We start from the raw sequence: 13,556 nt of genomic DNA, 5'->3' as shown, positions 1-13,556 counted from the left end.
TCCCTCACGGGTCGGTGCGGGGCACGCGACCTCGTGGGAGTCCTCGCTGGAGCCTCGACGGGGCGATCAGCCCCGGATGTCCGGGAGCACGTCGGACGAGGCGGGCTCGGCGACGGCCTTGGGCGCGGCGCGCTCGACGACCTGGAGCACCGGCGTCGGCTCCGAAGGCGCGGCGGCCTCGCCCTTGCCCGCCTTGGGCTTCTTGGTCCCCGCGCCCGAGCGGCACGTGCGGCACCAGGGCTGGTTCCGGATGGCACCGTCCGCCATCTTCCGCAGCCCGAACTGGGCCAGCGGCTTGAGCGTACGGCACTTGATGCACATCAACGAGATGAGGACCTCGTGACCATCCGCGTCGTAGACGGCGGACTTGCGCCGCTTTCGCGGCTGCGGCTGCCCCGGTTCACGCGGCTTCGCCTTCTCCGGCGGAGGCGTCATCATCGGGGTCACTTTGTAGAGCATGTCAGTCCCTCCCGCTCTCGGGGGCCCTCGCACGCAGTCCCTGATGGGGCCACCTCGGCACGGGCACTCGCGAGCCATAGAGTAAGGTGCCTTCCCTCCGTTGAAAACTGATCCCAGGCCGAAAATTCGGCCCGGGAGCGTTTTCATCGAAGTTTCCAAGGGTTGGACGGCCCCGTTCACTCCCAGCGGATCAACCCCCGGGCGAATTTTCAGCCCTGGCTCCCTCAACGCGAGGCGGTGGGACACGCCTCCGCGACACCGCTGTAGCGCACCCGCCCCAGAGTGGGCGTGGGCAGGACACCCCCATGGGAGCGGCCGTAGGCGATCAACGCCTCGCGCAGGTCCATTCCCTGGAACGGGGCCAGCTCCGCGCGCTCGGGAGGCAGCGGCCGCGTCACGCCCTCCACCCCGTCCCCACCCCGCGCGAGGAAGTCCGGCACCGCCACCCGGTAGCGCTTCTCGGCGACCAGGGGCTTTCCGCCCTCCAGCGTGACGGACAAGAGCCGCCCCGGCCCCGGGCAGCGCGCCAGCGTCAGCTCCAGCCCGGACACCGCGAACACCGCGCCCCGGTCCACGCCGTGCGCCAGCTTCAACAGGAGCTCCAGCTCCGTACCGGTGAGCGTCAGCACCGCCACCGTGTTGTCGAAGGGCAGCGCTTGGTAGACGTGGCCGAAGGACAGCACCCCACCCGGCAGGTCCGCGCGGATGCCACCGGGGTTCATCACCGCGGCGTCCGCGCCCACCGCCTCGCGCAGCGCGTCCGCGACGACGTTGCCCAGTGCCCCCTCCTCCGTGAAGCCCCGGACCAGCGGCGACGCACAGGACACACCCGCTTGCCGCCGCTGCGCCGCGTCCACCTGCGCCAGCGTGGGCGCGAGCAGCGCCTCCACGTCCGAATCCGGGCGCACCTCGGCGCCCAGGAACCTCGACGGCACCAGCGTCACCTCGGCGCGCTCGCGCAGCCGCCGGCCATCACAGTCCCCATGGACCGCGTCCACCTGCGAGCACAGGGGAATCGCCGCCTGGATGCGGGTGAGCGACGGCTCCACGCGTCGGCGGACGGGGTCGACGAACAGCTCCACCACGCCCACCGAGCGCGCCAGCCCCGTCGTCTCGATGACGGGCACGCCCTGGATGAAGTGGCCCATCACCTGGTGCGTGTGCCCCGCGACCACCGCGTCCAGCGTGCCCGGTGGCAGCGCGGCCAGCATGTCGACAATCTCCGCGTCGCCGCGCTCGCAGCTCGCGGTGTCGCGCGGGTTCGACAGGTCCGGGCAGTGCCCGCCCGCGTGCGCCACCGCCACCACCACGTCCGCGCCGCGCGCGCGCAGGGAGCGCGACGCCTCCAGCGCCGAGGACGCCAGGGGCAGGAAGCGCAGCGAGCCGACGTTGGCGGGGTTGGTGACACTCGGCGTGGACTCCGTGGTGAGCCCCAGCACGCCCACGCGCACGCCCTTCACGGTGAGCAGGTGCGTGCCGTCGTTGCCGAGCCACGCGGGCGTCCTGCCCGTGGCCGCGTCACGGAGATTGGCGGACAGCATGGGGAAGCGCGCCTGCTTCACCCGGGCCTTCAGCGCGCCGAGCGGATCCTCCCCCGGAGTCAACGCCATGGGCGAGGCGCCCACCGGGCCGTAGTCGAACTCGTGGTTGCCGATGGCCGCCGCCGTGAAGCCCAGGTGGTTGTAGACGTCCACCACCACGGCGCCCTCGGTGAGGTTGGAGGCCAGCGTCCCCTGGAAGAGGTCGCCACCATCCAGCAGCAGCACGCCGCCCGGATTGTCCGCGCGCAGTCGGGCGACGTACGCGGCGAGGGTGGCCGCGCCGCCCTCCTCCACCACGCGCCCGTCGGAGAGCCGCGTGCGGTGCGGCTCCACGTTGCCATGGAAGTCGTTGAGGCCCACCAGGGTGAGCCGCACGGGCTCGGCCGGGGACGCGGCGGGCGTCGGGGTGGCGGGCGTGCCGGCGCAGGCGGCGGCACAGGTCGCGAGCGCGACGAGGAAGGGACGCGGTGAACGCATGAGCGTCCGCACTTCACCCCGCCGCGCGCCGTGATTCAACCGCGCTTCAGCGCTCGCGGCGACGTCGCACCGACAGGCCCAGGGCCAGCAGCCCGAGCACCACGCTGCCAGGCACCGACGCGGTGGCGCACGAGCAACCCGACCCGTCGTCCGCCTCGGGGAAGCCCCCCCCTCCCGGGATGCCCGGCCCGGGCCCACCGCCCCCACCTCCACCGCCGTCCGAGCCCGCGTCGGAGCCGCCATCCGTGCCGCCGTCCCCCTGCGAGGGACGCGTGTCGATGCGCAAGGGCGGCGTGAAGGCCTGCGCCACCTTGTCCCAACCCACCAGCTTCAGGTTCTGCTGGTTGCTGTTGTCGGAGTCCTGCGCGACGAACAGGCCATCGAGGAACTCGGGACCCACCGGCTGCGCGGACACGGCCAGCGCGAACGGCGACTCCACCGCGCCGATGCCGCCATCCCCCGCCACCATCTGGAACGAGCCCAGGAACGCGTACGTGCGGCGGTCCAGCACGCCGAACGAGTTGGAAGTCGTGTCCGCCGCCAGCAGGTAGCCCTGCGCGTTGGCGCCACGGTAGAGCGCGAGCCGGCTGACGGAGCCCGACAGGTTGCGGCCCGTGCCCGTCAGCGAGGCCACCTCGGTGCGGCTGGTCCCCCCGTTGGGCTCCGCGTTGTAGCGCCAGATGGCCACGCCGGACTGGACCACGTACACGTAGCCCAGCTCCTCGTCCGCCACGAGCCCGGTGATGGCGCCGCCCACATCCAGCGCGTCGCGCGCCAGCGTGGCCGACATCCCACCGTCCTCACCGGACAACTCGAACTGCAGGAGCGAACCGGACGGGTTGCCCGCGAACACATAGAACCGACCGGAGGAGGGGCTGCGATAGAGCGCCACGCTGTTGAACTGCGTGCTGTTGTTGACGAGCGGCGCCACGTTGATGCGCTCCACCTTGTTCGTCGCCCGCCGCCCATCCACCCGGTAGGCCGACAACCCGTTGACGCTGTTCGCCGTCACCGCGAGCGACAGGGTGTCGTTGCCCAGACGGAAGCCGTCACGCAGGGAGATGCCCAGCGTGGGCCCATCGAAGTCCGACTCCACCTGTTGACCATTCAACCCGAAGGTGAAGAGTCCGGAGTTGGCATTGTCATACGCCGTCAAGAGCAGGCTGTCGGCGCCCCCGTCCGCGCTGCCCACCCAGATGGCGACGTCGCGCAGGTTCGCCCCGCTGGCCCCGGGGTCCGGGGTCGTCTGACGGACAGGGGACACCCGCACGGGCTGGGCGAAGGCGGCCGCTGCACTGAGGAACGCCGCCAGGGCGAGGATGAGAGGGTGGCGCATGACCGGGCTCCAGGCAGGTGGGTCCGCCGTAACTTCGCACGCGGAGGATGCCTTTCAAGTGCGAAGGCTTCGGGAACGGTTGGCTCCAGCCAACCGTGTCGAGTACAAAGTGCGTCTTCCAGCCAACAGCGAAAAGACCATGGCGACCAAGCGCGCACTCATTACGGGCATCACGGGGCAGGACGGCAGCTATCTGGCGGAGCTGCTCCTTTCGAAGGGCTACGAGGTGCACGGCATGGTGCGCCGCTCCTCCGAGGAGAAGTTCGAGCGCATCCAGCACCTGCACGGGAAGATCCAGCTCCACCAGGGTGACCTGCTGGACCAGTTCTCGCTCGCGGCGCTGCTGAACCTGGTCAAGCCGGACGAGGTCTACAACCTGGCGGCGCAGTCGTTCGTACCCACCAGTTGGAACCAGCCGGTGCTCACCGGTGAGTTCACCGCGCTGGGCGTGACGAAGATGCTGGAGGCCATCCGCCACACGCGCCCGCAGGTGCGCTTCTACCAGGCGTCCTCGAGCGAGATGTTCGGCAAGGTGCTGGAGGTGCCGCAGACGGAGGACACGCCCTTCTACCCGCGCAGCCCGTACGGCGTGGCCAAGGCGTACGGCCACCACATCACGGTGAACTACCGCGAGTCGTTCGGCCTGTTCGCGGTGAGCGGCATCCTCTTCAACCACGAGTCGCCGCGCCGGGGCCTGGAGTTCGTCACGCGCAAGGTCACGTACAACGTGGCGCGCATCAAGCACGGCCTCCAGGAGAAGCTGCCCATGGGCAACCTGGACGCCAAGCGCGACTGGGGCTTCGCGGGTGACTACGTGGAGGCCATGTGGCTGATGCTCCAGCAGGAGAAGCCGGCCGACTACGTGGTGGCCACCAACGAGACGCACACGGTGCGGGAGCTGGTGGAGATCGCCTTCGCGCGCGTGGGCCTGGACTGGCAGAAGCACGTCTTCATCGACCCGGCCTTCGTGCGCCCGGCCGAGGTGGACCTGCTCATCGGTGACCCGGCCAAGGCCAAGAAGGAGCTGGGCTGGGAGCCCAAGGTGCGCTTCAAGCAGCTGGTGGAGATGATGGTGGACGCGGACCTGGAGCGCGTGAAGGCGGGGCAGCGGTAGATGCGCATTCTCGTCACGGGAGCGGATGGGTTCGTCGGCAGGCATCTGTGCGCGCTGTTGCGCGCCTGCGGCGATGAGGTGGTGGAGGCCCACGGGCCCCGCGGCGAGGGTGTGAGCAGCAGCGCCCTGCATTTCGACGTGGCCAACGAGGCCGCCGTGAAGGCGGCCGTCGCCGAGGCCCGGCCCGAAGGCGTCATCCACCTGGCCGGCTTCAGCTCGGTGGCCAAGAGCCACCACAACCCCTCGCGCGTGTTCGCGGTGAACACGATGGGGGTGGTGAACCTCCTGACGGCGCTGCGCGAGAACGCGCCGAAGACGCGCGTGGTGCTCGTGGGCTCGGGCGAGGTGTACGGCCCGGTGCCGGAGGGCACGCGCGCCCCCGAGAGCACGCCCGCCGTGCCGCTGAGCCCCTACGCGGCCTCCAAGTCCGCGGCGGAGCTGGCCGGCGTGCAGTTCCACCGCAGCTACGGGCTGGAGGTGATGATGGCCCGGCCCTTCAATCACCTGGGCGCGGGGCAGGACCCGACCTTCGTCGTGCCCTCGTTCGCCTCGCAGATTCGCGCCATCGGCCTGGGCACGGTGGACCCGGTGCTGCGCACGGGCAACCTGGACGCGGTGCGGGACTTCTCGCACGTGCGTGACGTGGTGGAGGCCTACCGGCTGCTGCTCGACAAGGGCGAGCCCGGGCAGGCGTACAACATCTGCTCCGGCGAGGGCCGCACCATCCGCAGCCTGCTGGAGGAGATGCTCCTGCTGGCCGGCGTGGACGCGCGCATCGAGTTGGATCCGGCGCGCCTGCGCCCCTCCGACATCCCCAGCCTCGTCGGCTCGCCCGACAAGCTGCGCGCGCTGGGTTGGGCGCCCAAGCTGACCGTGACGGACGCGCTGCGCGACGTGCTCGGTCCCAAGGTGCCCGGCGCCCAGCGCGCCTGAGTCCTCCCCGAGACGCCTGTCAGGATGCCGGGCCCCTGGTCGTTGGTGTAAAACCAACACGAACCAGGAGGCTCGGCATGGCAGGCACGCGGCGGCAGGACAGGTTCACCTTCTTCTGGACCCAGGAGTCCCCGTTCTCGCAGTGGCATCCCTGTGAGTTCCTGGTGGAGGGGGCCCGCTACAACTGCATGGAGCAGTACATGATGGCGGGCAAGGCGCGCCTCTTCGCGGATGAAGAGATGCTCGCGCGCATCATGGCGTCCGCGTCTCCCAAGTCGCAGAAGGCGCTGGGCCGCAAGGTGCGCGGCTTCGTGGAGGAGACGTGGGTGAAGGAGCGCGAGCGCATCATCTACGAGGGCAACCGCGCGAAGTTCACGCAGAATGCCGCGCTGCTGGAGGTGCTGCTCGCGAGCCAGGGCACGGAGCTGGTGGAGGCCAGTCCCATGGACCGCATCTGGGGCGTGGGGCTCGGCATGGATGACGCGCGCATCATGGACCCGTCCCAGTGGCGTGGGCTGAACCTGCTGGGCAAGGTGCTGACGCGCCTGAGGGATGACCTCATCGCGCAGGGTGTGGTGGCTCGCTAGCGCTCCACATGGGCCCAGGCCTCCAGCCGCCTGTCCAGGGCGGTGAGGGTCCACAGGTCCGCGGGATTGTCGGAGCGCACCGCGTCCAGGGCCGCTCTCAACGGAGCCCTGGCGCGCGCCTCGCCCCACTCGGACAACACGCGCAGCGCCATCAACGAGGGCTGACGCGAGAGCAGTCCGAGCAGTTCCTCCACCACGCGAGGGCTGCGCTCGTCGGCGAGACGCTGCACCGACTCGTGTCGCTCCTCCGGTGTCGAAGCGGTGTCCCTCAGTCGCTCCGCGAGCGCGTGGAAGCGGGCCTCGTCCAGCAGCTTGCGCGGGCCCGGCGTGTCCCAGTGCTCCACCGTGACGCTCGTGCGCGCGAACGCGACACACTCGCGGCGCAGGCCGTCGTCGTCGAACAGACCCATGAGGCGCTCGGGCGCGGGCCGCCCGCCCACGAGCAGCCCCGCCGCGCGCTCCGCCAGCCCGTCCGCGACGCCGAGCAGGTGCACCCGAATCACCGTGGCCTCCGCGTCGGCGCGGACCTCGACGGGCACCCGCTCCGACTTGAGGAACACCTCGGCGAGGCCGCGCTGGGACACGTACCAGCGATACTCCAGCCACACCGCGCTCGGACGCTCGACGAAGCGCGCGTCCTCGGCCTCGACGAGCCGGGGCGCGCCTTCCGCCACGCCGCCGAAGCAGCGCTCCAACAGCGCCAGGGCCTCGGTGAGCTTCATGTCGCGTCCACGCGCATCAGGCCGGCGCTCCCGCTCAGAACGAGTACGGCACGGGCGCGGACACGCCGAGCAGCGACAGGTCCACCGTGCCGCGCGTGTTGCTCTGGCCGGACTGCGCCTGGGCGATGGGGCTCACGTCGAAGCGGAGCTCGGCGAACTTCATGGCCTTGCAGCGGTCCCCATGGCCATCGTGAATCAGGACCAGGTTCGCCACCGGCGTGGCCCCGGCCTTCGACTGGAGCTGCCCGTCCCAGGCCAGCTCGTACGTGTGCTCGGCGCAGCCGCCCCCGTGCGCGACGTTGAGCGTCAGCACGTTGCCTTCGAGCTTCGCGTTCTCGATGTTGATGGGGTCCTGGGGCTGAGGGTCCGCCTTCACCACGAGCGGCGTGGCGTCGGTCCGATTCGCCGGGGACGCCCCCTCTTCCGCGGGCGTCTCCGTCTCCGGAATGGCCACCGCGTCCTGGGGCACCGCCGGCTCCGCGGGCTCCTGCCGCGTGGACTTGCTCGCACAGCCGATGAGAAGACCGCTCAACACGAGGCCACTCCACATGAGCTTCCGCATCCGCATCCTCCCGTCACGACTCCTCGGCGGAGCCCGATTGCCCGCCGACCCGACACACGCTTGCGAGCCTCAGCGTCGGAGCGCGGCCTCGTAGGCCGCCAGCGTCCCCTCGGCCGTCCGTTTCCAGGTGAACTCCGCGGCCCGCGCGCGGCCCCGCTCCGCGAAGGCCCGCCGCTCCTCGGGGGAGCGCAGGAGCCGGTGGATGGACTCGGCGAGCCCCTCCGCGTCGTCCGGGCGCACCGCCAGCGCCGCGTCGCCGCAGACCTCCGGCAGCGAGCCCGCCGTCGAGACGATGGCGGGGGTGCCCAACCGCATCGCCTCCAACGGAGGCAGGCCGAAGCCCTCGTAGCGCGAGGGGAAGACGAACAGCGCCGCGCGCCGCATCAGCTCGTAGAACACGGGCTCGGCCTGATAGCCGAGCGGACGGATGTCGTGCCCTTCCGCGCGCAGCCGCGCGATGCGGGACTCCACGCGGCCGGAGCCGAACCAGCTCTGCCCCGCGAGCACGAGCGACGCGGGCCGCCCCTGCGCGCGCAGCCGCTCCATCGCATCCAGCACCAGGTCCACGTTCTTGCGGACATCGAGCGAGCCCGCGTAGAGCACGTAGTCCCTGGGCAGCGCGAGCGAGCGCAGGTAGTCCGCGCTGGTCGCGTCCAGCACGGGCGCGTTCACGTGGTCCACGCCGATGGGGACCACCACCGCGCGCGAGGCGACCTCGGGGAAGCGCTCCAGCAGGTCATCGCGCGTGCGCGCGCTGATGCACAGCACCTGGTCCGCCAGCAGCAGGCTGCGCGACAACCACAGCCGGAACTGCCACCGGAACTTCGCGGACACGGTGTCCGGCATGATGAGCGGAATCAGGTCCAGCACCGTGAGCACGTAGGCGGTGCCGGGCACGCGCGTCAGGGGCAGGTTGAAGTTGCCCAGCGCGTGGTAGAGCGCGGGCCGCGAGCGCTCGAGCAGCTTGGGCAGCCGGGCGAGCGTCCAGGCGGTGCGGCCGCCGTTGCCCCTCGGATGGTCGCCGGAGTCGCGCGCGCCCAGCTTCTCCAGCGAGACGCCTCGGGCCTCGAGCGCGCCAGCGAGACAGCGGGTGTACAGGCCGATGCCGGTGGTGGGCTCATCCCAGAGCGTGGCGTCGAAAGCGATGGAGCCGATGGACACGGGGCGCCTCATAGCACGGCCGTGTGATAGGCAGGGCGCGCATGGCGATCCACCAGTTGATAGCGAGCTTCGTGCCCGGCGACGCCACCGGGCAGGCCGCGCTGCACCTCCAGCTCCTCCTGCGCCGACTGGGCGTATGGGGCGGCCTGTACGCCGACGAGGTGGGCGCGGGTCTGGAAGGGCTGGCGAGCCCCGCCTCCGAGCTGAAGCCGGCGCCGGATGACCTGGTGCTGTACCACCACGGCATCGCCTCGCCGCTGAGCAGTCGCCTGATGCACCTGCCCTGTCGCAAGGGGCTCGTCTTCCACAACATCAGCCCCGCGCGCTTCTACACGGGCCTGTCGCTGGAGAACGCGCTGCTCGCCGGACGCGCGCAGCTGGCCGCCATGGCGCCCTTCGTGGACGTGGCCATCGGCGTGTCGGACTACAACGCCGCGGAGCTGCGCGTCGCGGGCTATCGCAACGTCCACACGGTGCCGCTGCTCATCGAGCCGGAGCGCTTCGGGCCCGACCGCGCCGACGCGAAGCTCCTGAGCAGGCTGGCGGGCCCGGGGCCGGTGCTGCTCGGTGTCAGCCGGGTGATGCCGCACAAGCGCTTCGAGGACCTCATCGCCCTGCACCGCGAGGTATTGCGGCTGCGGCCCCAGGCGCGGCTGTTGATGGTCGGCGGCTATGAGCCGGGCAGCCGCTACTTCCGCTCGCTCGAGAAGCAGGCCAAGGGGCTGAGCGGGGTGAGCTTCCTGGGGCGGCTGAGCCACGCGGAGCTGGTGGCCGCGTACCGCTCCGCGTCCGTGTTCGTGTCGATGAGCGAGCACGAGGGCTTCGGGGTTCCGCTCATCGAGGCCATGGCGTCGGACGTGCCCGTGCTGGCGTACGGCGCCGCCGCGGTGCCGGAGACGCTGGGCGGCGCGGGCATCGCGTTCGACCAGAAGCGCTTCGCCTTCCTCGCGGAGCTGGCGGTGGACCTGAGCGAGGACCTCTCCCTGCGTGAGCCCGTCATCGCGGGCCAGCGTCGAAGGCTGGAGCACTTCTCCGCGCCCTCGGTGCAGCGCGCGCTGTCCCGAGCGCTGGAGCCCTACCTGCCGGCGCCGCGAGTCCGTCGGGCGGCGCCGAAGCGGCCCCGGGTGGCGGTGGTGGTGCAGCGGTACGGCGAGGTGACGGGCGGCGCGGAGATGCTGGCCGCGCAGGTGGCCGAGCGGCTCACGCCGCACTGGGACCTCACGGTGCTGACCACGTGCGCGAAGAACCACCTGTCCTGGGAGAATCACTTCCCCGCGGGACCGGACCGGGTGCGCGGCGTGGACGTGCTGCGCTTCCCCGTCACGCGCGTGCGCAACATCCGGGGCTTCAACGGGCTGTCGCGCAAGCTCTTCGACAAGAGCAACGAGCGGCTGCGCGAGGAGCAGTGGGTGGCCGAGCAGGGCCCCCTGGCACCGGGGCTGCTCCACCACCTGGCCTCCACGCGCGACGCGTATGACGGCTACCTGTTCTTCACGTACCTGTATGCGCCCACGGTGTGGGGCATGCCGCTGGTGGCGGACCGCTCGCTGCTCGTGCCCACCACGCATGACGAGGCGCCCATCCGCTTCGATGCGTACCGCGACGTCTTCGAGCTTCCTCGCGCGCTGCTGTGCCTGACGCCGGAGGAGCTGACCATCATCGAGAAGTACTTCCCGAACCACGCGAGGACACGCGTGGTGGGCGTGGGCGTGGAGCGGCCCTCGGCGGACGGAGCGCGCTTCCGACAGAAGCACGGCGTGCACCGCGACTACCTCCTGTACGTGGGCCGTCAGGAGCCGGGCAAGGGTGTCCCCGAGCTGCTCGAGTTCCATCAGGCCTTGAAGCACCGGTACGCGGACGCGCCGGACCTGGTGCTCGCGGGGGACGCGCACATGTCCCTGGAGGGCGATGGCGTGCGCTATCTGGGGCGCATCCCCGAGCAGGACAAGCACGACGCGCTGGCCGGAGCGCTGGCGGTGGTGGTGCCGTCGCGCTACGAGAGCCTGTCACTCCTGACGCTGGAGGCGTTCGCGCAAGGCACGCCGGTGTTGGTGAACGGGCGCTCGGACGTGCTGGTGGGACAGGTGGAGCGCAGCGGCGCGGGGCGCGCCTATACGGACCTGGCGTCGTTCATCCAGGGGCTGCGCGAGGTGGGCGAGGCGCGCAAGGCGTTGGGGGCGAAGGGGCTGGCGTACGTGAAGAAGCAGGGATGGCCGCAGGTGGTGGCCACCTACCGGGACGAGCTGCAACGCATCCTCGAGGAGAAGCACCGATGAAGCTGCTGGGACGCGACATTCCCGCGCGGGAGCTGCTGGCCCGCATCGAGGAGCGCCTGCGAACGCGCGGGCTGCCCACCTCCGAGCCGGTGGAGGTGCCCGCCGAGGGCGTGGAGCCCCGGCTGGAGCCGCTGACGTTCAACCTGCACGCGCTCGAGGAGAACGCCGACGCGACGCGCGCGCTGCCGCTGCAGACGCACCGGGGCGGCGTGGGGCAGCTCGTCGTGGTGGCGAAGTGGGCGTTCCGCAAGTCGTGCCAGGTGTTCATCAACGAGGCCCTGGGACGGCAGCGCGTGTTCAACGGGCACGTGCGTGACTCGTACGCCCAGCTCTCCGCGGAGGTCCTCCGACTGCGCCGCGAGGTGGAGCAACTGCGCGCGCGACAGGCGAGCACCCCGGTCGAGGAGTCGCGAGGCCCAGTGACGTCGGGTACTCCGGAAACGGCGCCACGCCCCTCGCTGACGAGGAGCACGTCCAGAACGGAGAGACAGGGGTCACACGCGCCGACGAGCGTCGAGCCGCCTGCTCCACGGCCTCCGCGCGCCGCCGGAACGGCGCACACCGACGAGGGGCCAGGCGCGGACAAGGTCATGCAGCAGAAGGGGACTTCGACCTCGCGGAGTCACGAAGCGAAACAGGGTCGTGAGGCGACGTCGTCGCAGGACGGGCATGGCGCACGGAGCACGCCGCGCGATGCCGCGGAGGTACTGCCCAAGCCTCGCACCACCAGGACGGAGACCGTGACGTCGGCGAAGGAGCAGACGCCACCGACCGACAAGTCGGCCCGCCCCAAGGATGGCGCGAAGTCCCGTCGCCCCAAGCGACGCCGATAGAGCACCTCGCTCCATGGGATTCCTGGGGCAGCGCGAAGCCTCGCCGCCCCATGCGATGTCACCGCGCTCCTGGCGGCTCCCAGAGCGCGCCGAGCCCTCCGGTCCAAGCGGCGCCGCCAGGACACAGCGCGGCGCCAGGCCCCGCCACTCCCCGCGGTGCGGTGGAGCCACGGCGCGCCTCGGGTGACTCGAAGCCTCATCCGCGCCAACCCGGTGCACCTCGCTCACCGGGCGAGGAGCCTCCATCGGCGTCGCGCGACGGCCCGTCCGGAGGCCATGACCGATACAGCAACCCCGTTGCGATTCCCGCTTCGCCCAAGCACGGAGTCCGGAGGGCCTCCTGAAGTACCGGCCCACACGCCCGCCCCCTCGCGTTGACGCCCCTGCCCCACCGTGCTCAAACCGGCGCGTGGGAGCTCCGTCCATCAGCGTCGTCATCCCCGCGTACAACGAGGGGCAGCGCCTGCCTCGCTTCGTGGCGTCACTCACCCACGTCGCCCTCGGGCAGCCGACGCCACGGGTGGAGTTCCTCGTCGTCGACGACGGCAGCGCGCCCGAGCACGCCACCCTTCAGCGAGCCAGCGTCGAGCAGGCCCAGGCCCGGCTCTCCGCCGAGGGCTCGCACCACCGCTTCACCTACGTCGCCGCGCCTCGCAATGGCGGCAAGGGCTCCGCCATCCGGCTCGGCTGGCGCCATGCCTCCACTGACTCCACCTGGCTCGCGTTCCTGGACGCGGACGGCGCCATCAGCGCGGACGAGCTCTTCCGACTGGTCCGCCTTTCCGACGCCCCCGAAGCCCAGGCCGTGGATGTCCTCGCCGGCTCACGCATCCTCATGGCCGGCCGCCGCGTGGTGCGAAACCTGGGCCGGCACCTGCAGGGCCGCATCTTCGCCACGCTGACGGACATGAACTTCGGCCTGCACTTCTACGACACGCAATGTGGCGTGAAGCTCATCCGCGCCCGCGTGCTGCACCCGCTCCTCGACGTGCTGCGCGAGGAGCGCTGGCTGCTCGACGTGGAGCTGCTCGCCCTCCTCAAGCGCCAGGGCGCCCGCTGCCTGGAGGTCCCCATCGACTGGGAGGACTTCGGCGGCTCCAAGGTCATCCCCGGGCTCGACGCGGCCCGCATGTTCTGGGGGCTGTTCAAGCTCCGCCGCCGACTGGACCACCTCACCCTCCCCGCTCCGGGCTCGCGCGAACCACTCCCCGCGAACCTGCCCCCCACTGATACCCGGTGACAGCCGCAGCGGAATGGCCGGGCCCCGGGTGCGATACGCCCTCCCCAGGGCGACATGTCGGAGGGGTACGGAGCACCCTCTCCCGAAGGGCGAGCGGCCGGCGGGCCGTCCGAGCCACCCGCCCCTCGTCGGGCCAACCCATTGGCCTCATTCCAACCCACGAGCGTCCCGGTGCGGGCCGCGCGGGCCCTGGCGCATCCTGCCGACGGCCCCGACCTGTCCCGGAGGCCAGCAGATGGAGGGCGGCTGATGTCCGCCCTTCGCGTTACAACCCCAGGGAAGCCACTTGCTCCCATCGCCCGGTTTCACGCGGCG

General features: G+C 71.3%; 12 protein-coding genes. 6 read left to right on the top strand and 6 right to left on the bottom strand.

The genetic code is table 11. The features are described 5' to 3' along the window. Window positions 1-66 precede the first annotated feature (66 nt). The 3 genes from K8640_RS01055 to K8640_RS01045 all read right to left on the bottom strand — a co-directional run bounded on the left by K8640_RS01055 (window position 67) and on the right by K8640_RS01045 (window position 3,813). Window positions 67-459: a hypothetical protein gene (locus K8640_RS01055; protein ID WP_141332656.1), complete on the bottom strand. Its 393-nt coding sequence runs from the start codon at window positions 457-459 to the stop codon at window positions 67-69. Window positions 460-683: 224 nt separating this feature from the next. Then, window positions 684-2,477: a bifunctional UDP-sugar hydrolase/5'-nucleotidase gene (locus K8640_RS01050; RefSeq protein WP_223745377.1), complete on the bottom strand. Its 1,794-nt coding sequence runs from the start codon at window positions 2,475-2,477 to the stop codon at window positions 684-686. 46 nt (window positions 2,478-2,523) lie between these two features. Next, the gene (locus K8640_RS01045) at window positions 2,524-3,813 is read right to left on the bottom strand and encodes a myxosortase-dependent phytase-like phosphatase (protein WP_223745376.1); all 1,290 of its coding nucleotides are present in this window, start codon (window positions 3,811-3,813) and stop codon (window positions 2,524-2,526) included. Between the two features lie 139 nt (window positions 3,814-3,952). On the opposite strand from K8640_RS01045, the gene gmd reads away from it, so the two are divergent. From gmd to K8640_RS01030, 3 genes are all read left to right on the top strand, one after another. Next, window positions 3,953-4,927, top strand: coding sequence for a GDP-mannose 4,6-dehydratase (gene gmd / locus K8640_RS01040; RefSeq protein ID WP_223745375.1), 975 nt, complete (start codon window positions 3,953-3,955; stop codon window positions 4,925-4,927). After that, window positions 4,928-5,860 (top strand): GDP-mannose 4,6-dehydratase, encoded by a 933-nt coding sequence (locus tag K8640_RS01035; RefSeq protein ID WP_223745374.1) that lies wholly within the window; start codon window positions 4,928-4,930, stop codon window positions 5,858-5,860. A gap of 77 nt (window positions 5,861-5,937) precedes the next feature. Further along, window positions 5,938-6,447: an NADAR family protein gene (locus tag K8640_RS01030; protein ID WP_223745373.1), complete on the top strand. Its 510-nt coding sequence runs from the start codon at window positions 5,938-5,940 to the stop codon at window positions 6,445-6,447. On the opposite strand, the gene K8640_RS01025 is transcribed toward K8640_RS01030, so the two are convergent. The 3 genes from K8640_RS01025 to K8640_RS01015 all read right to left on the bottom strand — a co-directional run bounded on the left by K8640_RS01025 (window position 6,444) and on the right by K8640_RS01015 (window position 8,904). Continuing rightward, on the bottom strand, window positions 6,444-7,169 hold the full coding sequence (locus tag K8640_RS01025; protein WP_223745372.1) for a hypothetical protein: 726 nt from the start codon (window positions 7,167-7,169) through the stop codon (window positions 6,444-6,446). The genes K8640_RS01030 and K8640_RS01025 overlap by 4 nt on opposite strands. 34 nt (window positions 7,170-7,203) lie before the next feature. Then, window positions 7,204-7,731, bottom strand: a complete 528-nt coding sequence (locus K8640_RS01020) for a hypothetical protein (protein WP_223745371.1) — start codon at window positions 7,729-7,731, stop codon at window positions 7,204-7,206. Window positions 7,732-7,800: 69 nt separating this feature from the next. Beyond that, entirely contained in the window at window positions 7,801-8,904 is a 1,104-nt protein-coding gene (locus K8640_RS01015; RefSeq protein WP_223745370.1) for a glycosyltransferase family 1 protein, read from the bottom strand. Window positions 8,905-8,933: 29 nt separating this feature from the next. On the opposite strand from K8640_RS01015, the gene K8640_RS01010 reads away from it, so the two are divergent. The 3 genes from K8640_RS01010 to K8640_RS01000 all read left to right on the top strand — a co-directional run bounded on the left by K8640_RS01010 (window position 8,934) and on the right by K8640_RS01000 (window position 13,241). Continuing rightward, window positions 8,934-11,168, top strand: coding sequence for a glycosyltransferase family 4 protein (locus tag K8640_RS01010; protein ID WP_223745369.1), 2,235 nt, complete (start codon window positions 8,934-8,936; stop codon window positions 11,166-11,168). Further along, window positions 11,165-12,001: a hypothetical protein gene (locus tag K8640_RS01005; RefSeq protein WP_223745368.1), complete on the top strand. Its 837-nt coding sequence runs from the start codon at window positions 11,165-11,167 to the stop codon at window positions 11,999-12,001. The genes K8640_RS01010 and K8640_RS01005 overlap by 4 nt, the downstream gene beginning before the upstream one ends. Window positions 12,002-12,410: 409 nt before the next feature. Then, complete coding sequence (locus tag K8640_RS01000) at window positions 12,411-13,241, top strand: glycosyltransferase (protein WP_223745367.1); 831 nt, start codon at window positions 12,411-12,413, stop codon at window positions 13,239-13,241. The last annotated feature ends 315 nt before the right edge of the window (window positions 13,242-13,556 follow it).

This window comes from Myxococcus sp. XM-1-1-1 (genome assembly GCF_020037095.1).
GTDB lineage: Bacteria > Myxococcota > Myxococcia > Myxococcales > Myxococcaceae > Myxococcus > Myxococcus fulvus.
Note: the sequence above shows the minus strand (reverse complement) of the source record. Positions and strands in the feature narration are given on the sequence as shown.